The organism is Pseudobacillus badius, assembly GCF_002189605.1.
GTDB lineage: Bacteria > Bacillota > Bacilli > Bacillales > Domibacillaceae > Pseudobacillus > Pseudobacillus badius.
The window spans coordinates 490,945-517,397 of the sequence record NZ_MWMM01000002.1 but is presented as its reverse complement, the minus strand read 5'-3'; the positions used below and the strand labels follow the sequence as shown (position 1 = coordinate 517,397).

The following is a 26,453-nucleotide window of genomic DNA, read 5'->3' as shown; positions in this document are numbered from 1 at the left end:
CAAGCAGCCTGTTTTATGCTTGCCGCCGCTGGCTGGCGCTTTTCCTTTTTATAGATTCGGCAGCAACTGGTAGTGCCGGATTTTAACTTAATGCAAACAAACAGAGGTGGAGTATATGCCACAATTTTTTACAAATAAGCGTCTGATCGTTCTACTTGGGAGCATTATTGTTCTTGTCGCTTTAATTGGTTTTTCTCTTCGCGACAGGGAGAACTTATCCTGGCCGGAGCAATTTGTTAAAGATATTGTCGGTTTAGGGCAAGCGGTAGTATCTAAACCTGCCAATGGCTTTGCAGGTTTTTTTGATGAAGTGAAAGATTTGCGGAATACATACGAAGAAAACAAAGAGCTAAAGGCTAGAATCGAAAAGACAGCCCAGCTGGAAAGTGATGTTGCCCGCTTGCAAAAAGATAACCAGGAGCTGCGGAAAGTGCTGGACAAAAAGAAGAGTTTAGCAGATTACGAGCCGGTGCAAGCAACGGTGATTGCCCGCAATCCGGATCGCTGGTTTGATGTGATCACCATTGATCAGGGAGAGGCGACTGGTATTGAGCCTGACATGGCTGTTATTACAGCGGAGGGATTGATCGGGAAAGTAAAGAGTACATCAAAGTTTACGTCCACTGTTCAACTGCTAAGTGCGCATGATTCAAGAAATCGCGTGTCAGCGGTTATTCAGGGGAAAAACAGTGTGTACGGAGTGATCGAGGGTTACGACAAGGAAAAGAAAACGCTGCTGATGACGAAAATTCCCTACGATTCCAAAGTGAAAAAAGGAATGCTTGTGACAACGTCTGGAAAAGGCGGTGTGTTCCCTAAAGGCTTAATTATCGGCAAGATTAAGAAAATGGTTCCGGATGAGTTTGGTTTAACACAAACAGCCCTTATTGAACCAGCCGCTTCCTTTAATGATCTTGAACATGTAATGGTCGCAAAGCGCAGCATGACGACTGTTCGCGCGGAAAAGGAAGAGCGCAAGCAGGTTCTTATTGAGGAGGGGAACTTGTGAAACGGCTTTACCTTCCTCTCCTGATGATCGCTCTTTTTTACAGCGATAACCTGTTTGTAACCATTTTTCCGGAAGCAGCGTTTGATGGGAAATATATGATTATTCCACGATTTTTCACCATCGGTTTGTTGTTTATGGCTGTTTTCTTTGACCGCAATACGGCAATTAAATACGGCTTTTTGTTCGGCTTTCTCTTCGATATTTTCTACACAGGCGTGCTGGGCGCTTATATGTTCTTTTTGCCTTTTGTCGTGTATGTCGTATCGAAGCTGGTCAAGGTATTGCAGAACAACCTGTTCATTCTTAGTTTTATTTTTTTGTTCGGGGTTGCTTTGCTGGAATTGATCATGTTTCAATTAAATGTGCTGATTGAGCGTACAGAAATAGATTTAGCGCAGTTTGTATCCCTTCGTTTAGGACCGACACTGCTCTTAAATCTGATCTTTTATCTTCTTTTTGCATTCCCGTTGAAAAGCGCCTTTGAAAAGCTTCAGCGCATTTACAATGATTAACTCCCCAAGGACGGAAAAAGAGGAATCGAAGAGGGCTTGTCGAATTAATTGGACAACAGAGGTGAATTTCGTGCTATGAAGACAAAACAAAACGTTGTCATTAAAGGAACAAAGGATGGGCTGACGCTGCATTTAAACGATAAATGTGCGTATGATGAATTGCTGCAGGAGCTGAAAGAGAAAATGGACGCCGTCAATGGCCAGGAGCACGGATCTGTTCTTACAGTTACTGTTCAGGCAGGAAATCGCTATTTGTTAGATGAAGAAACCGAGGAAATAAAAAAAATCATTAATCAACGCGAGCATCTCGCTGTCGAGTCTGTCAAATCCAATGTAATGACAATGGAAGAGGCGATCCGCTGGAAAGAAGAAAGCGAGATTGTTTCTTATACAGGACGAATCCGCTCAGGGCAGATACTTGAGGTTCCCGGAGATCTACTGCTGATCGGCGATGTGAATCCTGGAGGAACAGTAAGAGCCGGGAGAAACATTTTTATTATGGGGGCTTTAAAAGGAATGGCCCATGCCGGCTGTTATGGAGACGAGGCGGCTGTCATTGCGGCTAGCCGGATGATGCCATCTCAACTTAGAATCAGCCATTACTTTAACCGTGCACCCGACCGTTATGAAGAAGAGGACTGTTGCGAGACGGAGTGTGCGTACATAGATGATTCTAACCAGATTGTGGTTGACCGCTTACAGGTGCTTAAGCATCTGAGACCGGGAATTTCTACGTTTAAAGGGGGAAAGCACAGTGGGTGAGGCTATAGTTATTACATCTGGAAAAGGCGGAGTCGGCAAAACAACCACTACCGCTAACTTAGGCACCGCACTTGCATTGCAAGAGAAAAAAGTTTGTTTAGTGGATACAGATATTGGTCTTAGAAACTTAGATGTTGTGATGGGGCTGGAAAACCGGATTATTTACGATTTGGTCGACGTGATTGAAGGACGCTGCAAAACCCATCAGGCACTTGTGAAAGATAAGCGTTTTAACGACTTGCTTTACTTGCTGCCAGCAGCTCAAACAACAGACAAATCCGCTGTTCAGCCGGAGCAGCTGAAAAAGTTGATGGAAGAATTAAAGCAGGAATTCGATTATATTTTAATAGATTGTCCAGCCGGGATTGAACAAGGATACAAGAATGCTGTAGCCGGCGCTAATAAGGCCATTGTTGTCACCACTCCTGAAAAGTCGTCTGTCCGTGATGCAGACCGGGTCATCGGACTGCTGGAGAAGGAAGAAGGCATGGAGTCCCCAAAGCTGATTATTAACCGGATACGCAATCATATGATGCAGCAGGGAGATATGCTTGATGTGGATGAAGTGGCCGCACACTTGTCTATTGAACTGCTCGGCATTGTGGCGGATGATGATGAGGTAATTAAGTCTTCTCATAATGGAGAACCGGTTGCTCACAACCCAAATAACCGGGCCTCGATCGCTTACCGCAATATTGCCAGAAGAATTCTTGGTGAATCTGTGCCTTTGCAGCAGCTTGATGATATCAAAGAAGGGTTCTTCACTCGCTTCAAGAAGTTTTTTGGTGTCCGTTCAAAATAAATTTGTTTATTTAGAGAAAAGCCGTTTATCCGCTTAGTAAGCCGGTAAACGGCTTTTTGGCGTGAATTCTTTCTTCTTAATCGGTCTTGTCACTCATATAGTGTACAAACCTGTGTAGAAGAGGAGGAAAGCTGTGTGAAAGAAGAAAAAGATCTGTTTCCGCTGGCAGACGAGAAGGAAGAGCTGCATCCGCTATTCAGCTGGGAACGTTTTTTATTTAAATGGCTTGCAGCTGGGGCGTTAGTGTTAGCTACTGCTATTTTGTTTCGGCATCCCTCTCCGATGCTAGAGGATGGGAGGCACTGGATGGAGAAGACGATGGAAAAAGAATTTCCTTTCTCGAGGGCAGCCCAATGGTATGAAAAGGCATTTGGCGAACCGCTGCCTTTTACGGCAGACGGGTGGACAGAGAAAGAACAAAGCCCGGGCGCGTCTCCTGAAATCGCCTTGCCGGCTGCCGGGCGCATTGTAGAGGATTTCCAAACAAATGGCCAAGGGATTCTTGTGGAAACAGGCCCAACTGAAGAAGTAAAGGCCATTAAAGAAGGAACTGTTATTTTCACTGGGGAAAAGGAGGGGTTAGGAAAAACGGTTATCCTGCAGCATGCTGATAATAGCGAGTCGTGGTATGGACATCTATCCGCCTTGTCTGTGCAGCAATATGAACGGGTAAAGGCCGGAAGCACACTGGCCAAGGCCGAAATAGGGAAAAATACAAGCGGCGGGCAATTTTACTTGGCTATTAAGCGTGACAATGTGTTTATTGATCCAAATGAGGTGGTTCCATTTGAATAAATGGATGAAAAACGTCCATATTCATCCGCTTCTCTGGGGAGTCATTGGCGTCTGTCTACTGACAGGAACCTTTTTACCTTTGCTGCTTGCCTTTACTGTTATTGTTGTTCATGAATCAGGCCATGTGTTAGTGGCACATGCCCTAGGCTGGCGGGTGAAAAAAGTAGTGCTTCTTCCGTTTGGCGGTGTTGCGGAGGTGGACGAGCACGGGAATCGTCCATTAAGGGAGGAACTGCTCGTTGTATTGGCTGGCCCGCTGCAGCACCTTTGGTTATTTGCAGCTGCCTGGCTGGCGCATGAGGGTGGGTTTTTGTCTTCTGGCCTATATGAGTCGTTTTGGGACATTAACATGGCGATCTTGCTTTTTAATTTGCTGCCGGTGTATCCGCTGGATGGAGGCAAGCTGCTCATGTTGCTCTTTTCGGCAGCCAGACCCTTTTTATCTGCCTTCCGGCTCGTTATTCTTTGTTCGGCATGCTTATTGTTTTGCCTGCAAATGACGGTCTTTTTCTTTTTTCCTTTTCATCTGCAGGCCTGGTCATTATTTTTCTATTTAGGATGGACCCTTTGGAGAGCTTGGAAAGAAAAGCGTTATGCCTTTATGCGTTTTCTTTTAGAACGGCACTATGGCAATAAAGGGGCGGCAGGTTTTCTAAAGCCGCTGACTGCCCCCTCAGAAGAGCCTGTTATGAATGTGCTTGAACGGTTCCAGCGCAATGCCAAGCACATCGTTTATGTGACAGAGGGAGGGGAAAAACAAGGAAGGCTTGATGAAAATGAGTTACTGTATGCGTACTTTTCGGAAAAGAAAACAGATTCCCGCCTAAAAGACTTGCTGCCTGTCGATTGACGGATGTGCTCCGCGGCAGTAAAGTGGAACAAAAAGAGGAAAGCGGGTTTTATATGAATGCGCTGATTGTCAGTACGAAGGGAAGGGAAAAGCGGCTGGCTGTCATGAAAAATGGAACGGCCGATCAAGTTCATATTTTTCAGCCGGCCCACCGTTCCCATGTTGGTTTTATTTATTACGGGATTGTTTCAAAGGTGGAAAAAGGGATGAATGCTTGCTTTGTCAATATCGGCTTGGAACAGAATGCCTTTTTGCATCGCAACGACTTTCCGGATCATCAAAATAAATCGATCGGAGACTTGGTTCATCAAGGGCAGAAGATCATCGTCCAAGTGATGAAGGATGGATCAGAAATGAAAGCACCACGGTTGACTGCCGTGATTGAATGGCCCGGGGACTTACTTGTTTATTTGCCCGCAGGCCGTTATGTCGCCTTATCAAAAAAGGCGGAAAATGAACAGCAGCGCCGGGAATGGAGCGAGTGGATTGAAGAGCACAAAAGGGAAGAGGAAGGACTGATTGTCCGCACAGCTGCATTCTTCCTGCCAAAGGAAGACTTATTTGCCGAATGGAGGCAGCTTCGGGCCCGGCATGAAAAGCTGGTAAAAGCGGCGGAAAAAGCGCAGGCGCCTGTTTTGCTGCTTGAGCGGCAGCAATTGCAAGAGGAGCTTTTTGCAAGGATGAATGAGCTCGGGCAAGGCGAGTTGATTGGTGACGAGCTTGACTTTCTAGTGAGCATAAAAGAAGATGTCCGTTTTAAGAAAGGTCAATGGACAACTACCTTTCATTCAGCGGATGAGGAGATATTTTCTGCCTTTGGGTTGCGCGAGTCAGCAGAGATGGCTTTAAAACGTACGGTCTGGCTGCCAAGCGGCGGCTTTATTGTTATTGACCGAACAGAAGCGATGACGGTCATTGATGTTAATACAGGAAAGTTTACCGGAAAAAGCAGCCAGAGGCAGACCGTGCTCGTAACGAATAGAGAAGCAGCTGCAGAGAGTGCCCGGCAATTGCGTTTGCGTGATATTAGCGGCATGATTCTGATCGACTTTATCGATATGGCGAATGAAGCAGACCGCCGAGAGGTTGAGAGAGAACTGGTCAAAGAGACGAAAAAGGATTCGAAGCAAGTGTCGGTGCGCGGCTTTACCTCTCTCGGGCTGATGCAAATGACCCGCAAAAAAACGAAGCCCTCCCTCATCGAGACAGTAACCGAGCCGTGCCGAGTATGCCGGGGCACCGGACGGGTGATCAGCAGTGAAAGCGCAGCCTTTCAACTGGAAAGAAAACTGTTGGAATTGGCCCGGCATGAAGTGGAAGCTGTACTTGTGGAAGTGACCTCTGAGGTGCAGGCAGTGTTCGCCGGCAAACATAATGAGTATCATGAGAGGCTTGAAGATCTTCTCCATAAAAAGATTATTTACCAGGTTATTGAGGCAGCGGCGCCTGTTGGAAGGATTCTCCGGACAGGCAGTTTTGCAGAGTTATCGCCGAAAGGAAATCTCCTCGAAAAAAGTTGACATAAAAGCAGGGAAATGATAAGATTCTAATGTTATTGTTTGTAGCACCTGTGCTACAACCGCTCATAACAGGTTGGAAGTGTTTGCTCTTGCAAACCACCTGCGAATGGCGAGTCTGAGTAACCAAGGAGGTGCAGGAAATGTACGCAATTATTGAAACTGGCGGTAAACAAGTAAAAGTAGAAGAAGGTCAAGCGATCTACATCGAAAAATTAGATGCTGCAGAAGGTGATTCTGTAACATTTGATCAAGTATTATTCGTTGGCGGCGATAATGTAAAAGTAGGAAGCCCAATTGTTGAAGGCGCTACAGTTACAGCTAAAGTTGAAAAACAAGGCCGTCAAAAGAAGATTACTGTTTTCAAATTCAAAGCAAAGAAAAACTACCGCAGAAAACAAGGCCATCGTCAGCCATACACTAAAGTTGTAATTGAAAAAATCAACGCGTAAGGCGATGATCCAATGATTCGGGTAAATGTAAACAGAAATCCTTCTGGAAGAATCTCTTCTTTCACGATGGAAGGACATGCTGAATTTGCTGAACATGGAAAAGATCTCGTTTGTGCGGGAGCGACATCTGTCTCTTTTGGGGCATTAAATGCGATTCTTTCATTGACCGATGCCAAATTAGGCATTGAGCAAGGAGAAGAAGGCGGATTCCTCCGCTGCATTGTGCCAGAGAACCTTCCTTCAGCTGAAGCGGACAAGGTTCAGCTCTTGCTCGAAGGAATGCTTGTTTCCCTGCAAACGATTGAACGTGAGTATAGCAAACATATAAAAATTACTTTTCACTAACAGGAGGTGAAACTCATGTTAAGATTAGACCTTCAATTTTTCGCATCGAAAAAAGGGGTTGGTTCTACAAAGAACGGACGTGACTCTGAAGCTAAGCGTCTTGGCGCGAAGCGTGCAGATGGCCAGTTCGTAACAGGCGGATCTATTCTTTACCGTCAGCGTGGAACAAAAATCTACCCTGGTGAAAACGTTGGCCGTGGTGGAGACGACACTCTATTCGCAAAAGTTGACGGCGTTGTTCGTTTCGAACGCTTTGGCCGTGACAAGAAAAAAGTGAGCGTATACCCTGCAGCTCAGTAATACAAGCTGGATAACATGGAAGTGGAAAGCTCTAACCAACCGGTTAGAGCTTTCTTTATGGTTATTTTGAGGCAGCTTTTACGTTGTTTGCTATCTCTCCTTCCTCAATTTCTGGTATACTAGGTGGAAAGCCACGACAGGCAGGAAGATGACGGATAGGTAGTAAAAATAAAACAAGTGAATGAGAAGGCGAAGGTCCTTCTTTTCTTCGACTATGTTTAGCACAAGGGGGGACCTGTGCAGTGGATAGTAAAAGCAACAACTGGACGATCATTCGAGCCCTTCAGCACTCCCGTCATGACTGGATGAACCATCTCCAGCTCATCAAGGGATACATTGCGCTCGGAAAAACAGAAGAAGCTGAGCGAGTCATTGAACAAACGGCGATGCAGGCAAAACAGGAAGCCCATTTATGCAATCTGTCATTGCCGGAGCTTGCAAAAGTGCTGATTACCTTTAATTGGGAGGCGCATCTCTTTCAACTCGAATATGAGGTGCTGGATACGAACATAAAGGCGGAGACAGAAGACCGCCGGCTGGCAGGCTGGATGTCTTCCATTTTTCGTTTAATCGAAGAGTATATCGAAGCGTATGCAGACAACCATTTATATCTCTCTATTGGAGAGGCAGAGGAAGGAATCCGTTTCTTTTTTGAATTCAGTGGAATAATAACGAATGCAGAGCTTCTGATTAAAGAATTAACAGAAATACTGAGCATGCCTGATGTGAGGCAGTGCAAAATACATGCGCATTCAGCGGAAGAAATGCTCTTTGAAGCGGTCGTATAGATCGTTTTATCCAACGCATAGCTTCATCAATAGGAGGATTTTATGTTTGTAGATCAGGTAAAAGTATACGCAAAAGGCGGCGACGGCGGAAACGGAATGGTTGCTTTTCGCCGTGAAAAATATGTGCCAAAGGGCGGACCAGCCGGCGGTGATGGCGGTCATGGAGCGGATGTAGTGTTTGAAGTGGATGAAGGATTACGAACGCTGATGGACTTTCGTTATCAGCGCCATTTCAAAGCTTCGCGCGGCGAGCATGGAATGAGCAAAGGGCAGCACGGCAAAAATGCTGCGGATATGATTGTGAAAGTTCCTCCTGGCACGGTAGTCATGGACGACGACACAAAAGAAGTGATCGCTGATTTAACGGAGCATGGCCAGCGGGCTGTGATTGCACGAGGCGGAAGGGGAGGACGCGGCAATACGCGTTTTGCGACACCGGCCAACCCGGCTCCGGAAATATCAGAGAATGGAGAGCCAGGACAAGAGCGCTATATCGTCATGGAATTGAAGCTGCTGGCGGATGTAGGGCTTGTAGGGTTTCCGAGTGTCGGCAAATCCACCTTGCTTTCCGTTGTGTCGGCTGCCCGTCCTAAAATTGCAGCTTATCACTTTACAACGATTGTGCCTAATCTCGGTGTTGTTGAAACAGATGACGGCCGCAGCTTTGTTATGGCCGATCTGCCCGGACTGATTGAAGGAGCACATGAAGGGGTGGGACTTGGCCATCAATTCTTGCGTCATATTGAGCGCACCCGGGTGATCGTACATGTCATCGATATGTCCGGCATGGAAGGGCGCGACCCATATGAGGATTACACCACCATTAATACAGAGCTAAAAGAATATAACCTGCGATTGACAGAGCGGCCGCAGATTATCGTCGCTAACAAGATGGATCTTCCTGATTCAGAAGAAAACCTGGCAGAGTTTAAAGAAAAAATCGGTGAAGACATACCTATCTTCCCTATTTCAGCGATTACCCGTGAAGGGCTTAAGGAGCTGCTTTATGCAGTAGCGGATAAGGTGGATGAAACACCGGAATTCCCGCTTTCTGACTTGGAAGAAGAAAAGGGCATCCATAGCGTCATGTACAAACATGAGGATCAGCCGGCAGAGTTTATTATTACGAGAGACCCATCCGGCACGTTCGTTGTCAGCGGGGAGAAAGTGGAAAAGCTGTTCAAAATGACAGATTTCTCACGGGAGGACTCTGTTCGCCGCTTTGCCCGCCAGCTGCGTTCCATGGGCGTAGACGATGCGCTGCGTGAACGCGGTGCAGAAGATGGTGACATTGTTCGCCTGCTCGATTATGAGTTTGAATTTGTGGAGTAGGAAAGCGGCCAATGGTTTCAGCAAATAGAAGCGGTTTCGGCTGTGTGCGATTATTCGCTTGCAGCCATTCTGTTTCTGTCTGCCGGAACGAACGGATCGCTTCCGTTCTTAAGTTTATCTAGCTGCAGCGGCTAATCCTTAGGCATAAGCAGTAGCGGATTCAGAAGCCCAAGTTGCTATTTGAGCCGTCCGCTTGATGTTCTGGTTAAAAGCCGCTTCCGCTTTTAAGTGAGGGAGAAACGTGGCTAAAAAGGATTTTGAACGTAAATTTTATTTGGTGCGTGAGGATGTATTGCCAGAGGCAATGAAGAAAACACTTGAGGCCAAGGAGTTAATTGATCGGCATCGGGCAGATTCTGTATGGGAAGCGGTGAAAAAGGTCGATTTAAGCCGCAGTGCTTTCTATAAATACCGCGATACGGTTTTTCCCTTCCACAAGGTCGTAACGGAACGAATTATTACGTTATTCTTTCATCTTGAAGACCGGTCTGGCACCTTGTCCGAATTGCTTGGACTCGTCGCAAAATATGAAGGGAATATTTTAACCATTCACCAGACAATTCCTCTTCAAGGAAGGGCGAATGTCACTTTATCGTTGAATGTCAGCAACATGACGATTGAACTGGATGAGATGCTGGCAGAGCTGGAAAGGCTGGAGTTTGTAGATACAGTAGAAGTGCTGGGCTCAGGCGGATAAGAGCCAGCTTTTTCAGTTTAAATATTGCCAATTTTCTAGTAAGGAGAGTAGATTTGATTGCGAAAGATTGCTTTTTTAGGCCCTGCTGCTACTTTCACGAATTTAGCAGTGCGCCACGCTTTTCCAGAGGAAGAGCATATTCCCTATGTGACTATCCCGGCTTGCATGGATGCGGTCATTAACGGGGACATGGATTTTGCTGTTGTTCCCATTGAGAACACACTTGAGGGAACAGTGAATTTAACGATTGATTATTTGTTTCATGAGGCGGATTTAAAAATTGTTGCGGAAGTGACTGAACCGATTCAACAGCACCTTCTCGTCCATAAAGAGTATGCCTATGATTGGCAGAAAACAGAGAAAGTTCTTTCCCATCCGCATGCAATTGCTCAATGCCATAAATTTCTACATAGTTATTTTCCGGATATTCCACACGAGCAGGCGGCTTCAACCGCCGCTGCTGCCAAATATGTAAAAGAACATCCGGAACAGCGATTGGCAGCAATCGCTAATGAGTTGTCAGCTCAGGAGTATGATTTAGCCATTGCTAAAGTCAATATTCATGATTATGACTTTAATCATACCCGTTTTATCGTGCTGGCCAGACAGGAAACGGAACTGTCGCTTCCGCTGGACCGGCCCCGGGATAAAACCACAGTGGTCATCACGCTTCCATCTGATAGACCGGGAGCGCTGCACCAAGTGTTATCCGCTTTTTCTTGGCGCAACATCAATTTAAGCAAAATTGAGTCACGTCCATTGAAAACCGGTCTTGGCAATTATTTCTTTATTCTCGACATTGAACAGCGTATGGATGAAGTGCTGTTGCCGGGGGCTTTTGCGGAAATGGAAGCGCTCGGCTGTAAAGTCCATGTGCTGGGAAGCTACCGCGCCTACTCTATTCAGCCAGACGAACGAGAAGCGGACAAATAGAACAAGCATGGAGCGTGAGCAGGGAACAGGCTGCTTAATGCCAAAAAGCTGCCCTGCAAGGACAGCTTAAAATTTGCGGGCAAAGGCCCGCTCTATTTTATCGGCGGCTGACAGGAGTGACGCACTCCTGTCAGTTTTTCTGTTTTGGCGGATTGGTCTGTTTTCCGGTGAATGCCAAGGCATCCTTGCCAAATGAACCGTGTTTATTCCACCAGTAAAAAGCCCGCCTCTTGCAAGGCAGCTTCTGCTTCATCTAGCGTTTGTTTATTTTTGGCGGCGATTGTATGCAAATGTACGCCGTTCGTTAATTGTGATAAGTATGTGGCATTCGTTTCATGAATGCGTTTGACAAACTGAGCCACTTCTTTTCGGTTAGAAACCATGATCGAAGCGGTTAAGTCTCCATATACCGGATGCTCAATTTTTACGTCTTTGACGAGCAATCCCAGATCAACGAGCAGATTCAGCTCTTCCTCTGTTTCCTCCGGCTTATGGTTGCAGGCAACAGATCGCTCAAACCATTGTTCCGGCAAGGAAGGCGCAAAATAGCAATACCCTTGACTGGTAGCGATAATGGGCTCATTGCGCGCTTTCAATAAAGTAATGTCATTGACGATGACTTGCCGGCTGACATTTGAGCGGCTGGCCAGCTCGCTGCCTGTTAACGGCTCCTTGCTCGTCTGCAGCCATTCTAAGATCAATGTTCGCCTTTCTTCTCCTAAAATCTTTTTCCCGGGAGTCATAGTTATCCCTCCATGTTTAAATTCCGCTGCTTCTATTTTACCATAAGCGGATAAGCAGTTCTAACGGAGCGTTGCGGAGGTTAAGCCAAGAAGAAGATCTCCCAATGTTTCTATTTCTTCCATAGTTGTCCGGCTGCTGAAGGAAATGCGGAAAAACTGACGGGCCGTCTCCATTGGATAGCCCATTGCCAGAATCGCTTTTGTTCCGTTTTCTGATCGGGCGTCACATGCGCTGCCTGTTGAAATAGCGCAGCCTTGCTCATTTAATTTCAATAAGACGAGCTGTCCCTCCATGCCTGGAAGCGTGAGCCCGATGATAGAAGGGAGCTGTCTGGCTTCTTCCGCCTCAATCCAGCAGAAAGAAGAGCCGGAGAGTTTTTCTTTTAGCAAACGGCGGAACGCCCATTCCGTTTGCTGGCTAAATGTCCGGCAGGCTTCTTCCGCGGCTGCTGTAAAGGCAGCGATAGCCGGAACAGACACTGTTCCCCCCCGAAAGCCGCTTTCGTGCGTGAGACCCGGAAAAACCGGGGACCATTGCACAGAAGGATCCATATACACAGCTCCTGCTCCTTTTGGGCCGAATACTTTATGGGAGGAGAGCGAGAGGCTATCCACCCACTTTAGAAGCGGACAAATATCCAATTTCCCAAATGCCTGAACGCAATCTGAGTGAAATAAGATTTCCTTTTCTGCTAATAGCTTCCCTATTTCTTCTATTGGGTTGATCGCTCCAATTTCCTGATTAATGTATTGCAAGGAAACGAGAATGGTATCTGGCCGTATGGCTGCAGCCAGCTTCTCCGGCTCAACTATGCCGCGTGAGCTGAGCGGTAGTTTGGTGACAGCGAATCCTGCTTTCTCCAAGTAAGCTGTTGCCGAGTGGACAGAGGAATGCTCTGCCAGCGAGGTAATAATATGGTTTCCTTTTTTTCTCGCTGCTTTTGCCAGGGAAACGATAGCTAATAGGTTGCTTTCTGTTCCTCCTGAAGTAAAGTAAACTCCTTCTTTTTTTCCGCCGATCAGTTTGGCTAGGCTCTCCCGGCATCGCTCCAGCAAAAAGCGGGCCCGGCTGCCTTCATCATGAAGACTTGAACTGTTTCCGAAAAACTTTTGGTTTGTTTTTATATAAACATTCAGCGCTTCTTCACTCATAGGTGCAGTGGCTGCATAATCAAAATAAATCACGGGACGCTCCTCCTGTAAGTAAGGATTTAAAAAAAGCCTTGTCTTTAGTTTAAATTTGTGTAAATATATGTGTCAAGACACCTGTTAAAACAAGAGGGGAAAATAATGAATAGACAAGCGGATGTCATTATCGTCGGCAGCGGATTAGCTGCTTTGCAACTGGCCCATCATCTTCATTCAACTAGTCATGTGATTATTCTCACAAAAACAAAAATCAGACAAAGCAATTCTTATATTGCGCAAGGCGGGATTGCGGCAGTAATTGATAAAGGCGACAGCATCCATTCGCATGTAGAGGATACATTAAATGCAGGAAGACACCATCATTTTATAGAAGAAGTCGAGCGATTAGCCGATGAGGGGGCCGCTGCGGTCAAGGAACTGATTGCTGGCGGTCTCCACATTGACAGGGACGCAGATGGACAGCCGTCACTTGGTCTGGAAGGGGCGCATAGCGCCAAGAGAATTATTCATTCCGGCGGAGATGCTACGGGGCGGCACACAGTCGAGCATTTGCTGGCGACATTGCCGGAAAATGTAGAGATGATCGAGGGCGAAATGGCTTATGACTGTTTGCTGTCTGAAGACCGCTCCCTTTGCATGGGGATAAAAACAAAAAGTAAAGAGGGAGTGATTAGTTACTGCTGGTCGCCCCACGTAGTAATAGCGACTGGAGGGGCCGGCGCGGTTTACCCGGCTACTTCCAATCAGCCGACGATGACGGGGGACGGGGTAGCCATAGCTTTTCGTGCCGGCGCAGAAATTGCAGATATGGAATTTGTCCAATTCCATCCTACCTTGCTTTTTGCGAACGGAGCTGCCCAAGGCTTAGTTTCCGAGGCAGTCAGAGGGGCCGGCGCCAAGCTGATTGACGGGTCTGGTTCTTTGCTGATGGAGGGCGTTCATCCGCTCAAAGACTTGGCTCCGCGTCATATTACAGCTTATGAAATTTATAAGGCACGGACAAAAGGGAAAGATGTTTTTCTTGATATACGCGGCATTGAGCATTTTGAAAAGCAATTCCCGACGATTACCGCGTTATGTAAAAGGAATGGTGTATCTATTAGCGATGGCCTCCTTCCTGTGGCGCCTGGAAGCCACTTTTTAATGGGCGGAATATCCGTTGATTCGAATGGATGCACAACGATTCCTGGATTATATGCGGTCGGGGAAGCCGCTCACAGCGGTGTCCATGGGGCCAACCGTTTGGCGAGTAATTCATTGCTTGAAGGGATTGTATACGGCCGTCGGCTAGCTGCTTTTATTAACCGCCGGCTGCCGGCAAGTCAGCTGCCGGCGCGCGTTTTCTATTATGACAGCCAGCTGCCGGCTGAGTCAGCTGCCGGATTCTCGAAGGAGGAGCTGCGGAACCGAACGATGAAGGCAGCGGGCATTATCCGCACACCGGAAAACTTGCAAAGCCATGTTCGTTATTTAGAAGCTTTAGGGGTTCGAGAATGGATAGAGAGCGGATTGGATGATCTGGAGCAAGAGACAATTGAGAAGATTTATATGAGCATGAACAGTTATTTAATCAGCCGGGCTGCTTTGCTTCGCACGGAGAGCCGAGGTGCACATATCCGTACAGATTTTATGGCTGAAGAAATGCATTGGCGGGGCAAGAGAGTCATACAGACGAAGGACCGAATAAATATAAGAGGTGGACAGCATGAACGAAATCCAATTAGAATCCATGCTTAAACAGTTTTTTATAGAGGACATTGGAGATGGGGACTTGAGCGGAGAGGCGCTTTTTTCGCGCGGAGACAGGGGATCATTTACTTTAGTGGCAAAAGAAGCGGGGATTTTTTGCGGCGAGCAAATTTTGCAGCGCGGCTTTACCTTGATTGATCCCTCTGCTGTCGTAAATATAGCGGTGAATGATGGGGAAATGATTGTTCCCGGCACGGTGCTGGCAGAAGCAGCCGGGACCATGCAAGGACTATTAAAGGCAGAACGCGTCGTTCTTAATTTGATTCAACGAATGTCCGGTATCGCAACGGCGACAGCCGCCGCCGTTAAACAAACCGCTGGTACCCGCGCTAAAATTTGCGATACACGCAAAACAACGCCCGGACTGCGGATGCTTGAGAAATATGCAGTGAAAGCAGGCGGAGGCTATAATCACCGGCGCGGACTTTACGATGCAGTGATGCTGAAGGATAATCATATTGCATTTGCCGGAGGGATTAAGCAAGCAGTAGAGAAAGCCCGGGCGACTGTTGGGCATACAGTGAAAATCGAAGTGGAAATAGAAACGAAGCAACAGCTGGCCGAGGCGGTGGAAGCCGGGGCCGATATTATTATGTTCGATAATCGGACACCTCAAGAAATTCAGGAATGGCTGCCGCTTGTCCCTGAAGGCATTGCAACAGAGGCTTCTGGCGGCATTCCTCTTGATGGAATTCGGCCGTTTGCGGAAAGCGGTGTTGATTGGATTTCACTTGGTGCTCTGACCCACTCTATTCGTGCATTGGATATTAGCGCAAAAGTCATCACGGATTCTGTCAAGGAGGAAGCGGATCATGTCTATCTTGGAAATGCTTAAACAGCCGTCTTTTGATTTACCGGAAAAATATCGTCAAATGAAGAAGGAAGAAATGGAAGAAAGAGTAAGGGAGATTAAACAGCAGCTTGGAGAGGCACTGTTTATTCCGGGCCACCACTATCAGCGTGATGAAGTTATTCAATTTGCTGATGCTGTCGGCGATTCTTTGCAACTGGCACAAATCTCTGCAAAGAATAAGAAAGCCAGGCATATTGTTTTTTGCGGAGTCCATTTTATGGCAGAAACAGCTGATATTTTAACGACTCCGGAACAGACCGTGATTCTTCCTGATATGCGGGCTGGCTGTTCGATGGCGGATATGGCTGATATTTATCAAACAGAAAGGGCTTGGAAAGAGCTGCAGGCCTTATTCGGCGATACGATGCTGCCTTTGACATATGTCAATTCCACTGCAGCTATTAAAGCTTTTGTTGGCCGCAACAGCGGAGCAACCGTTACTTCCTCTAACGCTCATGCGATGGTTCAATGGGCCTTTGAGCAAAAAGAAAGGATTTTATTCTTGCCGGATCAGCATCTGGGCCGCAATACCGCCTTTGATTTAGGAATTGGACTAGATGAAATGGCTGTATGGAATCCAATTAGCAACGAATTAGAATATGACGGCGAATTAAGCCAAGTAAAAGTGATTTTGTGGAAAGGCCATTGTTCTGTTCATGAAAACTTTACAATCCAAAACGTTGAACACATTCGGGCTGCTGATCCATCGATGCGGATTATCGTGCATCCGGAATGCAAACGCGAGGTAGTGGCCTTAGCCGATGACAATGGTTCAACAAAGTATATTATTGAACAAATCGAAGCGGCGGAGACAGGAAGCGCCTGGGCCATTGGAACAGAAATGAATCTTGTCAACCGCTTGATTCAGCAGCATCCTGATAAACACATTATTTCATTAAACCCGAACATGTGTCCATGCTTGACAATGAACCGAATTGATCTTCCCCACTTGCTTTGGTCACTGGAAACAATTGTTGAAGACAAAGAAGGGAATGTCATTAAAGTAGAGGAGCAAACGGCCCGCGAAGCTGTACTGGCATTAGAGCGCATGTTAAATAGATAATTCGAGTCATCTGCCTGCAGCAGGCAGTAGTTTGTCGATAAAGGAGGTTCGGAATGCTCTCATTCCGAACCTTTTTTGATTGTTCGCGGCTTTCAAGCTATTTAAGAGAGACTGATCTCTTGGACTCCATCATTTAGGCCATCATCAGATTTCTGCTGGAAGCTTTTTTCTTGAATGGCTACTAGCTAGTTTCACCCCTAGAACTATTCTTTTCTCATAACTTCTTTTATGGAAGCATACAATTTGGTGTAGGTTCGTTCACAAATTCGCATCGCTCACATATACTACGACGAATGTCTGAGGAGGGAGAAAATGAGAATCCATATTGTGCAGAAAGGAGATACACTCTGGACGATTGCTAAAAAATACGGAGTGAATTTTGATGAGCTAAAAAAGCTAAATGCGCAATTGTCCAATCCGGACTTAATTATGCCGGGCATGAAGATTAAAGTACCGACACCAGCGGTCACCCCAAAGAAAGAGATGCCAAAGCCGCCGAAGGAGATGCCGAACGCGCCGAAAGAGATGCCAAAACCGCCAAAAGAAATGCCGAAGCCAGTGCAAGAAGCACCTCCTGCTCCTCCGCCGAAGCCCGTAAAGGAGCAGCCGAAACCGGTCCCTCCAATGAAAGAACAGCCAAAGCCTCCGCTTCCGCCCGTGATACCTGAAGTGGAGATCAATCAAATTTTTCAGATGAATATGGAACAGATGCAGCAGACGGTTCAGCCGCCGGCACCGTCTCCTCCTCCGTCTCCGCCTGTAAAGCCCGATAATATTTTTCCGGGGCTTGATAAAAAAGAAGAAGCGATCGAAAGCGAGAATATACCAATCGCACCGCCACCTATGCCGAAGATAGAGATGGCGCCACCAGCACAAGGAGGCAAGGAATATCCGATGAATGCATATGTGAATCAATCTCAAATGGCTCCAGCCATGCATGGCTACCATGCATACCCAGGATTTCATCCTCATTGGTGTATGCCGATGCCGATTCATGCGGCACCTTCCATGCCGCCATCCTATGAGATGGTTGAAGGAATGATGGAGTCTTCATCAGAAGAAGTTTCATCTCATTATCCAATGATGCACTACCCATCGTCTGACCATGTTCAAGGAATGCATGGAGGCATGCCAAATATTATGCCAAATATGCCAAATATGCCAAACATGCCAATGCCAAATGCCCCAATAGCAAATATGCCGAACATGCCAATGCCAAATGAGCCGATGCCAAATATGCCGAACATGCCAATGCCAAATGAGCCGATGCCAAATATGCCGAACATGCCAATGCCGAATGAACCGATGCCAAATATGCCGAATATGCCAATGATGAATGCGCCAATCGCACATACACCGGCGATGTACGCTCCGGCTATGTATCCAAGTATGGCGCCGTGTCCGATGCCGTATTATCCGCAGCCGAGTTGTTGCGTACCAATGACACCGGTAATGCCAGCTGCCGGTTATATGCCGTCAATGGAATATGGAATGGAATCAGCGGAGTATGGCGCCTATCCTCAAGTAATGGGGGCGTATCAGCCGCCTGCTGCTTACCCGATGCCAGTCATGCATCAGCCTTATATGCAAGGTTATCATCCTTCATCAATGATGTACCCGGCCGGCGGCATGGCGATGCCTAATCAATTTCCTTCTCAGACCATGCCAGGGAAGTCAGATTGCGGCTGCCAGCGCACCGACGAAGAGAATGAAGAGTAATTTTCAGCAGGGAGACGGATTAACACCTCGTCTCCTTTTTCTATTATCCGGCTGCTTGGAGGAAACTATCCAAACGGTTTTTTCATTGAAAAAAGGAAAATGGCTAATTGTTACCAACAGGAATAAATGGTTTTTCAAAAGGTATGCTTCTCTTGCCCAGCTGAAAAAGCAAATACAGTTATCCCGTTTTTTACTGGACAATGGATTTAGGCAAGTCATTCCTTTCCATTCTGTCGGGCCAATTAAATTTGAAAACCAGTTTTTTGCCATTATGCCGTATATCCAGCCAGCTAAAAAGCCATTTTCTTTTCGAACTAGTGGGGAAAGAGAAGAAGCATTGCAGTTATTGTCTCTTTTCCATCGGCAAACAGAGAAGCTGCCCGAAGGCATCGCTGCAGGTTTTCCAAAGTTTGATCAAACAGGGAAATGGAGCAAACGGCTGGCTGCCTTTCAAAGCGAGTTTGCCGAGCTGGCCCGCTGCTTTCCCTCAGCCGTGTTAGATAACTATGCCGAAATGGGAAAGTGGTGCTTAGACCGTCTTTCTAATGGGGAACAGGATAGAGAAACAGCCGCTTTAATTCATGGGGATGTAGCTGCGCATAACTTTTTTCGTTCGTCTGAGGATGTGCTTTACTTGATTGATTTTGACTTGGCTGCGCGGGCTCCCGGTTTATTTGATTATGTGCAATGGACGCACCGCGTGCTGCCGCTTGTTGGCTGGAAATTGGAAAAGGTGCTGGAGCATCAGGCTGTATCCCGACATGCTCAACAGAGAAACTGGTTGCTTTACACGCTGTTTCCTGCCGATGTTTTTCGGGAATGCCGGCGATGGCTGTATGCCCCTTTAAAAGAGAAGCCTGCTGCTTACAAGCATGCATATGAGCTGACGGTACAGCCATTTATGCAACGGCTGCATTTTTTCAGAAAATGGAAGGAAGAATGGGAGCGCCGTTATGGATAAGAATTCTCTGCCTCTGCAAACTAAGAAGGGCATTATCTGCCCGACTAACAGTTCAGGGGTGAGGGCATGCAGAAAACATTGAAAGCTTTCGTTGTATTGTCTGTATCGGCTGGACTTGCCGCGTGTGGAATTGAAAGCGAAAGCGGCTACGGCGGAAATAATCGCTATGAACCGCAGGGATACTTTTCAAATGCTGGTCATAAGGATGCCAATGACCGCCATGACGGCCCTCTGACAGAATGGTATGACCATTCCGTCGGGAAAGAGCAAAGAACGATAAGGGAAGAAAAAGATCGTTATTTACAAGCTGGTGACGGCCACGGTCATCCGCAAAACCCATCTAAACCGCTGGCGAAAGAAGACAGGAGCTTCTTTGAGCGTGATAATGAGCAGCCTTATAACAGTGATGCCAATTACCATGGCCATAAGAGCGTACAGAATGTCCAAAAGAAAAATTCGTATTACACGAATTATAATGGCAAATTGGCCGAAAAGCTGACGAGCAAAGCAGAAGAGGTAGATGGTGTTCTTGATGCTCAAACATTTATTGGCGATAAAGAAATCACCGTTGCACTGCAGGTGGCGAAAAATAGGGATGCAAAGGCAGTAAAGAGCCAAGTGAAACAGACAATAGAGCGCTATGCCAAAGGCGCCCCAGTTCAAGTGGCTGATGATATCGGCACCTTTAACTATATTCGTGTCCTTGACAATGACTTGCGTGATGGCGGACCAATTGATTTAAAAAATGCCCGCTTTAGTACAGACCAATAAACAGGGGCCTCCGGGCTCCTGTTTTCGTTTATCGATCACAGGGTTTAGGAATGGGATTATTCCGAACCTTTTTTGATTTCAGGCGCTTTGAGAGAATGGAAGACCTCTCGGAATAGTCTCCCTTGCGCAGTAACGGCAAGGGGCTGTTTCGTTTTTAAACTCCGTTATTTTTTAGTGAATATTGCAATAAGAGGTTTTCTATCGTCCTGGGCTGCATATGTATAGTCATATGACGATCATTTGGAGGAGACATCTATGATTATACATGTGATTCGAAAAGGAGAGACGCTCAATCAATTAGCCCGTAAGTATGGGGTGGAGGCTGCCCGGATTGAGAGGGTCAATGAGCTTCCTGACCGTGACCGCCTTGTGATTGGCCAGGCTTTGCTGATTCCCCTTCTAGCCCGGCGGCATACTGTGCGGGAAGGAGAAACACTTCGGAAAATTGCCCAACAGTATGGGGTAACGGTCAGGGAGCTTGCCCGGATCAATGGGATCAGCAATCCTGAACGCATCACCCCGGGAATGGTTTTGTACATTCCAGCAAGGCGGCATGTAGTTGAAGAAGGAGAAACTCTGGCACAGATTGCTCAGCGGTACAGCACAAATCTAAGAGAACTAATGAGGATCAATAACGTTCAAGGTGCAGGTGATATTTATCCGGGGCTCGTATTATTAATCCCGTTTGAGCGGCCGGTTATTGATGTGAATGCTTATACAATAGAAATGGGAGAAGAAGGAGCCCGTCAAGTTCGTGAAACAGGAGCGTATCTCACATACGTTTCGCCTTTTGCTTACATTATGAGAGCAGACGGCGGACTGGAATCGATCAATGACACAGCGACAATGGAGGCAGCCCGTGCTGAGCAGGTGGTGCCAATGATGGCCATTACAAATTTTACTGCCAGCAACCCTGGGTCACGGCTTGCCAGTACGATTCTAGGAAGCAGGGAACTGCAGGACAAATTGTTAACCAATGCGATCGACATCATGAGAAGAAAAGGATACAGAGGAATAAATATTGATTTTGAAAATGTATTTCCGGCTGACCGCGAACGGTATAATCAATTTTTGCAGCGGGCGGTAGAGCGAATGCACGCAGCAGGCTTCTTTGTTTCGACCGCTGTAGCTCCTAAAGTGAGCGGCGATCAGAAAGGGTTATTATATGAAGCCCATGATTATGAGGCACACGGGCGGATTGTTGATTTTGTCATCCTGATGACTTACGAATGGGGCTACCGTTTTGGGCCGCCGCAAGCTATTTCCCCGCTTAATCAAATTAGGCGGGTGCTGGACTATGCTGTTTCTGTTATTCCACGAAATAAATTATTTTTTGGCTTCCAGCTTTATGCGAGAGATTGGCTGCTTCCGCATCGGCAAGGACAGGAGGCTCAGACATTTGATATGCAAGAGGCCATCCGCCGGGCGATTAAGTATGGAGCGGCTATCCAGTATGATTCTGCTACCCAGTCCCCGTTTTTCCAGTACGTTGATGAACAAGGACGCATGCATGAAGTATGGTTTGAAGATGCCCGCAGCGCTCAGGCGAAGTTTGACGTTGTTAAGGAATATGGTCTTCGCGGGATCAGCTACTGGGTGCTCGGCTATCCTTTCCCGCAAAATTGGCAGCTTTTGCAAAGTAATTTTCAGATCCGGAAGGAAAGATAACTTTTATGCAGAAGCAGGTTCTTTTAAAAATGAACCGCTTCTGCAGGATCATTTTATTGTAATTTTTGAAAAAACACTTGCAAATAGTAATGATTACGTTTTATTATAGATTTTAAATCGTAATGATTTTGATTTAAGACGCTGTTTAAGAAAGACGGACATAAGCAGTGAGCGGTATACAAGAGAGAAACACATCATATAAATCGTAATCATAACGATTTATAAAAGGCAAGGAGAGGTTGGAATGAAGAGCAAAATTCCTGTAACTGTGTTAAGCGGTTATTTAGGCGCTGGCAAAACAACGTTGCTGAATCATATTTTAAAAAACAGAGAAGGAAAAAGAGTAGCGGTCATTGTGAATGATATGAGCGAAGTTAATATTGATGCTGCGCTCATTAAACAAGGGGGATTTGCGCGGACAGAGGAAAAACTTGTAGAAATGCAAAATGGATGTATTTGCTGCACACTTCGCGAGGATTTAATTAAAGAAGTAGAAAAGCTGGCCAAGGCAGGAGATATAGACTATATCGTGATTGAATCAACAGGAATTAGCGAGCCCGTGCCGGTCGCTCAGACATTTACATACGTGGATGAATCCTTAGGAATTGATTTGTCGGCTTTTTGCCGGCTGGATACGATGGTTACGGTAGTCGATGCCAACCGTTTTTGGGCTGACTTTTCTTCAGGCGAAAGTTTGCTTGACCGAAAAGAGGCTGCAGATGAAATGGATACGAGAGAAGTGGTGGACTTGTTAATTGACCAAATTGAGTTTGCCAATGTAATCATATTGAACAAGACAGATCTTGTGAAAAGGGAAGAAGCTTTGGAACTCCAAGCGGTTCTGAAAAAGCTAAATCCTCAGGCAGATATCATTTCAACAGCCCATGGCGAGATTTCGCTTGATCAAGTGCTGGATACGAAGCTGTTTGATTTCGAAGAAGCAAGCCAAAGCGCGGGGTGGATCAAGGAATTGAATAATGAACACATTCCGGAAACAGAGGAATATAATCTGTCGTCTTTCGTATACCGGAGGCAGCTTCCGTTTCATCCGGAGCGCTTCATGGACTGGCTTGAGAACTGGCCCGAAGACGTAGTCAGAGCGAAGGGATTTATTTGGCTTGCTTCCCGCAACAACATAGCCTGCATCTTATCACAGGCAGGTCCCTCTATTGTACTTCAAGGGGCAGGTGAGTGGGTTGCAGCTTATCCTGCTGAGGAACAACAGCAAATACTCAGCGAAGAGCCTGAACTGCTGGAGAGATGGCATGAGGAGTATGGCGATCGGCTGACAGAGCTTGTATTTATCGGCATCGGCATGAGCAAAGAGGAGATCGAACAATCCTTGGATGCCTGTTTATTAACAGAGGATGAGCAGCAAGAAGAATGGTCCAGGCTCAAAGATCCGCTGCCGCCCTTTGCCGCCGTTCAATAAAAATAAAATCAAAGGAGAATGAAAAGTGAGAGTAACCATTACGTTAGCTTGTACAGAAACAGGAGATAGAAATTATATAACAACCAAAAACAAACGGAACAATCCAGAGCGTTTAGAATTAAAAAAATACTGCCCTCGTTTAAAAAAGCATACGCTGCACAGGGAAACAAAATAACACCAAGAATAAACAAGAAAGCCGGTTTCCAAAAGGAAACCGGCTTGAATTATGTAAGAAAAGGCCGCAGTTGCCGTACATTTAATGAAGTTTTAAAACCACCACTCCATAAAGTGGGTGTTTGCAGAAACTTTCCTGTCGTCCTCATAGCAATGAGGCGTGACATTTCAGCTTCAATTTAAAACTCCCTATTTCAGCTTAAAGGTTAAAACTTTATTAAGGTTACGCACAACGCAGCTGATACTTACACTATACACGGCTTTTCAGGAAATTGCAACTGCGGCTCTAACCGTGGGTCAGACTGGCGTTTAACTCAGGAGGAGCCGGGAAAAGAAGAACTATACACTAAGGAAAGCGAGGAGAATAACATGAAAATAGTAAATGCAGAGCTTCAGTATGATGAAAGCAAGATGGACGGTGATTTTGCGGAACGGCTGCAAAAAATATTAAGTAAAGAGGGAATTGAAGTGGTTTCGGTCGATAAAAATAAAAACACAGAGCCGGAGAGCCCTTATCAAAAGGTAAAGAACACACAAGCGGAGGATGACATCAGCTCTGCAGGTGCAGGAGGAATGGTTTCTCCTAATTAATGGACCGCTGATAAAGCATGCTGCAATGGAAACCGACCATCCAAATTTATAGCGTAAGACTATCCGTAGTGACAGTTTTGATTTGTCGATCAAAGGGGGAGTGGAATGATCTCATTCCACTCCCCCTTTCTGTTTTTTAGGTGAATGCCGGGCTATCTGAGAGAATAACCGACCTCTCCAAGTTCATTATTCAGACCATTTCCTTAAGGTTCATGGCAGCAAAAGTAAGTTGTACAGCTGGCCTCTTTTTATAACCTCTGTTGATTGAAATGGAAGGCGCGAAGACTCCTGTGGAAAGTGAAGCGCCTGGAATGGAAATCAATAGCCCCTATCTGCAAGAAAAGTAAAAAGATTGAGGATAAACTTCCCTTGTCATTACGTTTGTCTATAGGCTGAGACTGTCCCTGGTGACAGTCTTTTTGTTTGCTTTTTTCTCTTTTTGGAGAAAATAGTAGGAAAAAACAGAGGAGAAATGCCGCAGCACATTTATCCAGTTAGTTTCACAAAGGAAAGCAAGCGGCTAATGAGGCACTGCAGGCATAGGAACAGATGTTTCTTTTTGTTTTTTTCACGGACAAATCATGTTATGATACAATGAGGAGTAATGCGCAGTGTAGGGGAGCGAATTAATTTGTACGAGTATATTAAAGGCAGCGTAGCGTTCGTAGGACCGGAATATATTGTTATTGAAAATGGCGGCATCGGTTTTCAAATATTAACACCTAATCCGTTTGTCTTTGCAAAATACGAACAACAGACAGTTACCGTCTATGTCTACCAACATGTGCGGGAGGACGTACTGGCGCTGTATGGATTTATTTCTATAGAAGAGAAACGGTTGTTTGAAAAGTTAATTTCAGTATCAGGCATCGGACCCAAAGGGGCGCTGGCTGTGCTCGCAAGCGGCGAACCTCAGCAGGTCGTATCGGCCATTGAACAGGAAGACGAGAAATTTTTGACAAAATTTCCCGGGGTCGGCAAGAAAACAGCCCGGCAAATGATCCTTGACTTAAAGGGGAAATTGGCAGATGTTGTGCCGGAGTTTTTCCCGAACTTGTTTCATCCGGACGGCATGGGGCAAAAGCCGGCCGCTTGTGCCGAGCTGGAAGAGGCGCTCCTTGCTTTGGAGGCTCTTGGATATTCAGCCAAGGAAATTAAAAGGATCAGCAAGAAGCTTCAAGCAGAGCAGTTAACGACCGATCAATATATCCGAAAAGGCTTGCAGCTGTTGCTGAATGGATAAATGAATGAGGGAGTGATCGTGCGATGGAAGAACGCATCGTTTCCGGAGCGGCTGAAGTGGGGGAGTTGTACGAGGAACAGTCACTGCGTCCTCAAACGCTGAAACAATATATTGGCCAAGAACAAGTGAAAAGCAATTTGGCCATCTTTATCGAGGCTGCCCGGCAGCGTCAGGAAACTCTTGATCATGTGTTATTATACGGGCCGCCCGGACTCGGCAAAACAACGCTTGCAGCTGTTATCGCCAATGAAATGGGCGTGCAAATGCGGACAACAGCAGGTCCGGCGATTGAGAGACCTGGGGATTTGGCTGCTGTTTTAACGTCACTTGAACCGGGAGATGTACTGTTTATTGATGAAATTCACCGGCTGCCTCGCGCGATAGAAGAAGTGCTGTATCCGGCAATGGAAGACTTTTGTCTGGATATCGTGATTGGCAAGGGGCCAAGCGCACGCTCTGTCCGCCTAGACTTGCCGCCGTTTACGTTAATTGGAGCGACAACGAGGGCTGGCTCGCTTTCTGCGCCGCTTCGTGATCGTTTCGGTGTGTTGAGCCGCTTGGAATATTACAGTGAGGAGCAGCTGCGCGAAGTGGTGCTAAGAACGGCTGACATTTTTCATACGGACATCGATCCGGCCGGTGCCGCAGAAATTGCCCGCCGGTCAAGAGGTACACCGCGAATCGCCAACCGCCTCTTAAAGCGGGTGCGTGACTATGCGCAAGTAAGAGGCAATGGAATGATTACGTACGAATTGGCAGCAGAAGCACTTGAACTGCTGCAGGTTGACCGAAGAGGGCTTGACCATATTGACCATAAGCTTCTCAAAGCGATTATCGAACGCTTTCGCGGAGGCCCGGTCGGTGTGGAAACGATTGCTGCCAGCATCGGTGAGGAAGCCGGCACGATTGAGGACGTGTATGAGCCGTATTTGCTGCAAATCGGCTTTTTGCAGCGGACGCCGCGCGGACGAATCGTCAGTGAGCTCGTGTATCATCATTTTCAGATAGAGGTTCCGGTAAATGAGCGGAATCGGTAAGACCTTGATGCTGCTAGGAGTCATCCTATTTGTATTCGGCCTTGTTATGCAGTTCGTTAAAATCGGGCGCTTGCCCGGTGATCTGCTATTTAAAAAAGGAAACACAACATTTTATTTTCCTATTATGACGTCTATTATTGTCAGTGTTGTGCTGTCATTCATTTTTTATGTTATTGGAAAATGGAAATAAAAAGATAGGGATGAAG

29 protein-coding genes, 1 other RNA gene and 1 other annotated feature are annotated in these 26,453 nt (G+C 46.4%); of the genes, 27 read left to right on the top strand and 3 right to left on the bottom strand.

Going from position 1 to position 26,453, the window contains the following annotated elements:
- Positions 1–115 precede the first annotated feature (115 nt).
- The 14 genes from mreC to pheA all read left to right on the top strand — a co-directional run bounded on the left by mreC (position 116) and on the right by pheA (position 11,094).
- Positions 116–1,009: a rod shape-determining protein MreC gene (gene mreC / locus B1A98_RS05745; RefSeq protein WP_063385459.1), complete on the top strand. Its 894-nt coding sequence runs from the start codon at positions 116–118 to the stop codon at positions 1,007–1,009.
- Positions 1,006–1,521, top strand: coding sequence for a rod shape-determining protein MreD (mreD, locus tag B1A98_RS05740; RefSeq protein ID WP_063385460.1), 516 nt, complete (start codon positions 1,006–1,008; stop codon positions 1,519–1,521). The genes mreC and mreD overlap by 4 nt, the downstream gene beginning before the upstream one ends.
- Positions 1,522–1,596: 75 nt before the next feature.
- Complete coding sequence (gene minC, locus B1A98_RS05735) at positions 1,597–2,283, top strand: septum site-determining protein MinC (protein WP_063385461.1); 687 nt, start codon at positions 1,597–1,599, stop codon at positions 2,281–2,283.
- Positions 2,276–3,085 (top strand): septum site-determining protein MinD, encoded by an 810-nt coding sequence (gene minD, locus B1A98_RS05730; protein ID WP_063385462.1) that lies wholly within the window; start codon positions 2,276–2,278, stop codon positions 3,083–3,085. Before minC ends, minD begins: the two co-directional genes overlap by 8 nt.
- Before the next feature lie 135 nt (positions 3,086–3,220).
- On the top strand, positions 3,221–3,880 hold the full coding sequence (locus B1A98_RS05725; protein ID WP_063385463.1) for a M23 family metallopeptidase: 660 nt from the start codon (positions 3,221–3,223) through the stop codon (positions 3,878–3,880).
- Complete coding sequence (locus tag B1A98_RS05720) at positions 3,873–4,730, top strand: M50 family metallopeptidase (RefSeq protein ID WP_063385464.1); 858 nt, start codon at positions 3,873–3,875, stop codon at positions 4,728–4,730. Before B1A98_RS05725 ends, B1A98_RS05720 begins: the two co-directional genes overlap by 8 nt.
- Before the next feature lie 53 nt (positions 4,731–4,783).
- Entirely contained in the window at positions 4,784–6,250 is a 1,467-nt protein-coding gene (locus B1A98_RS05715) for an Rne/Rng family ribonuclease (protein WP_063385842.1), read from the top strand.
- A gap of 47 nt (positions 6,251–6,297) precedes the next feature.
- Positions 6,298–6,377, top strand: a sequence feature (ribosomal protein L21 leader region).
- Positions 6,378–6,390: 13 nt separating this feature from the next.
- On the top strand, positions 6,391–6,699 hold the full coding sequence (rplU, locus tag B1A98_RS05710) for a 50S ribosomal protein L21 (RefSeq protein WP_063385465.1): 309 nt from the start codon (positions 6,391–6,393) through the stop codon (positions 6,697–6,699).
- Positions 6,700–6,711: 12 nt separating this feature from the next.
- Positions 6,712–7,044 carry a ribosomal-processing cysteine protease Prp gene (locus B1A98_RS05705; RefSeq protein WP_041097509.1) on the top strand — a complete coding sequence of 111 codons (333 nt, stop codon included), beginning with the start codon at positions 6,712–6,714 and terminating at the stop codon, positions 7,042–7,044.
- Between the two features lie 15 nt (positions 7,045–7,059).
- A complete protein-coding gene (gene rpmA, locus B1A98_RS05700) occupies positions 7,060–7,344 on the top strand; it encodes a 50S ribosomal protein L27 (protein ID WP_041097507.1) in 285 nt (94 codons plus the stop codon).
- A 242-nt stretch (positions 7,345–7,586) separates the two neighbouring features.
- Complete coding sequence (locus B1A98_RS05695) at positions 7,587–8,132, top strand: Spo0B C-terminal domain-containing protein (RefSeq protein ID WP_041097505.1); 546 nt, start codon at positions 7,587–7,589, stop codon at positions 8,130–8,132.
- A 42-nt stretch (positions 8,133–8,174) separates the two neighbouring features.
- On the top strand, positions 8,175–9,464 hold the full coding sequence (gene obgE, locus B1A98_RS05690; RefSeq protein WP_063385466.1) for a GTPase ObgE: 1,290 nt from the start codon (positions 8,175–8,177) through the stop codon (positions 9,462–9,464).
- A gap of 241 nt (positions 9,465–9,705) precedes the next feature.
- Positions 9,706–10,161 (top strand): ACT domain-containing protein, encoded by a 456-nt coding sequence (locus B1A98_RS05685; protein ID WP_041097501.1) that lies wholly within the window; start codon positions 9,706–9,708, stop codon positions 10,159–10,161.
- A gap of 57 nt (positions 10,162–10,218) precedes the next feature.
- Positions 10,219–11,094: a prephenate dehydratase gene (gene pheA, locus B1A98_RS05680; protein WP_063385467.1), complete on the top strand. Its 876-nt coding sequence runs from the start codon at positions 10,219–10,221 to the stop codon at positions 11,092–11,094.
- A gap of 203 nt (positions 11,095–11,297) precedes the next feature.
- Here the strand turns inward: pheA and B1A98_RS05675 are convergent, their stop codons facing one another.
- Together B1A98_RS05675 and B1A98_RS05670 are read right to left on the bottom strand one after the other, a co-directional pair.
- On the bottom strand, positions 11,298–11,837 hold the full coding sequence (locus B1A98_RS05675; protein ID WP_041097496.1) for a transcription repressor NadR: 540 nt from the start codon (positions 11,835–11,837) through the stop codon (positions 11,298–11,300).
- A 60-nt stretch (positions 11,838–11,897) separates the two neighbouring features.
- On the bottom strand, positions 11,898–13,022 hold the full coding sequence (locus B1A98_RS05670; protein ID WP_063385468.1) for an IscS subfamily cysteine desulfurase: 1,125 nt from the start codon (positions 13,020–13,022) through the stop codon (positions 11,898–11,900).
- Positions 13,023–13,127: 105 nt separating this feature from the next.
- Between B1A98_RS05670 and nadB the strand changes: the two genes are divergently transcribed.
- The 9 genes from nadB to rpmG all read left to right on the top strand — a co-directional run bounded on the left by nadB (position 13,128) and on the right by rpmG (position 23,377).
- Positions 13,128–14,723, top strand: coding sequence for an L-aspartate oxidase (nadB, locus tag B1A98_RS05665; RefSeq protein WP_063385469.1), 1,596 nt, complete (start codon positions 13,128–13,130; stop codon positions 14,721–14,723).
- Positions 14,692–15,570: a carboxylating nicotinate-nucleotide diphosphorylase gene (nadC, locus tag B1A98_RS05660; protein WP_063385470.1), complete on the top strand. Its 879-nt coding sequence runs from the start codon at positions 14,692–14,694 to the stop codon at positions 15,568–15,570. Before nadB ends, nadC begins: the two co-directional genes overlap by 32 nt.
- Positions 15,548–16,651, top strand: a complete 1,104-nt coding sequence (gene nadA / locus B1A98_RS05655) for a quinolinate synthase NadA (RefSeq protein WP_063385471.1) — start codon at positions 15,548–15,550, stop codon at positions 16,649–16,651. Before nadC ends, nadA begins: the two co-directional genes overlap by 23 nt.
- 312 nt (positions 16,652–16,963) lie before the next feature.
- Positions 16,964–18,370 (top strand): SafA/ExsA family spore coat assembly protein, encoded by a 1,407-nt coding sequence (safA, locus tag B1A98_RS20190; protein WP_063385472.1) that lies wholly within the window; start codon positions 16,964–16,966, stop codon positions 18,368–18,370.
- Positions 18,360–19,331: an aminoglycoside phosphotransferase family protein gene (locus B1A98_RS05645; RefSeq protein ID WP_063385473.1), complete on the top strand. Its 972-nt coding sequence runs from the start codon at positions 18,360–18,362 to the stop codon at positions 19,329–19,331. Before safA ends, B1A98_RS05645 begins: the two co-directional genes overlap by 11 nt.
- Positions 19,332–19,397: 66 nt before the next feature.
- Positions 19,398–20,102 (top strand): YhcN/YlaJ family sporulation lipoprotein, encoded by a 705-nt coding sequence (locus B1A98_RS05640; protein WP_063385474.1) that lies wholly within the window; start codon positions 19,398–19,400, stop codon positions 20,100–20,102.
- A 255-nt stretch (positions 20,103–20,357) separates the two neighbouring features.
- Positions 20,358–21,770, top strand: coding sequence for a LysM peptidoglycan-binding domain-containing protein (locus B1A98_RS05635; protein WP_063385475.1), 1,413 nt, complete (start codon positions 20,358–20,360; stop codon positions 21,768–21,770).
- Positions 21,771–22,014: 244 nt separating this feature from the next.
- Complete coding sequence (locus tag B1A98_RS05630) at positions 22,015–23,202, top strand: GTP-binding protein (RefSeq protein WP_063385476.1); 1,188 nt, start codon at positions 22,015–22,017, stop codon at positions 23,200–23,202.
- A 25-nt stretch (positions 23,203–23,227) separates the two neighbouring features.
- Positions 23,228–23,377, top strand: coding sequence for a 50S ribosomal protein L33 (gene rpmG, locus B1A98_RS05625; RefSeq protein ID WP_041097478.1), 150 nt, complete (start codon positions 23,228–23,230; stop codon positions 23,375–23,377).
- 57 nt (positions 23,378–23,434) lie between these two features.
- Here rpmG and ssrS read toward each other — a convergent pair.
- Positions 23,435–23,620: non-coding RNA, 6S RNA (gene ssrS / locus B1A98_RS05620), on the bottom strand.
- Positions 23,621–23,745: 125 nt separating this feature from the next.
- Between ssrS and B1A98_RS20185 the strand changes: the two genes are divergently transcribed.
- The 4 genes from B1A98_RS20185 to B1A98_RS05605 all read left to right on the top strand — a co-directional run bounded on the left by B1A98_RS20185 (position 23,746) and on the right by B1A98_RS05605 (position 26,437).
- Positions 23,746–23,967, top strand: a complete 222-nt coding sequence (locus B1A98_RS20185; RefSeq protein ID WP_063385477.1) for a hypothetical protein — start codon at positions 23,746–23,748, stop codon at positions 23,965–23,967.
- Between the two features lie 631 nt (positions 23,968–24,598).
- Positions 24,599–25,210 carry a Holliday junction branch migration protein RuvA gene (ruvA, locus tag B1A98_RS05615; RefSeq protein ID WP_041097474.1) on the top strand — a complete coding sequence of 204 codons (612 nt, stop codon included), beginning with the start codon at positions 24,599–24,601 and terminating at the stop codon, positions 25,208–25,210.
- Between the two features lie 23 nt (positions 25,211–25,233).
- A complete protein-coding gene (ruvB, locus tag B1A98_RS05610) occupies positions 25,234–26,247 on the top strand; it encodes a Holliday junction branch migration DNA helicase RuvB (RefSeq protein ID WP_063385478.1) in 1,014 nt (337 codons plus the stop codon).
- On the top strand, positions 26,231–26,437 hold the full coding sequence (locus tag B1A98_RS05605; protein WP_082028136.1) for a DUF2905 domain-containing protein: 207 nt from the start codon (positions 26,231–26,233) through the stop codon (positions 26,435–26,437). The genes ruvB and B1A98_RS05605 overlap by 17 nt, the downstream gene beginning before the upstream one ends.
- Positions 26,438–26,453: the final 16 nt, after the last annotated feature.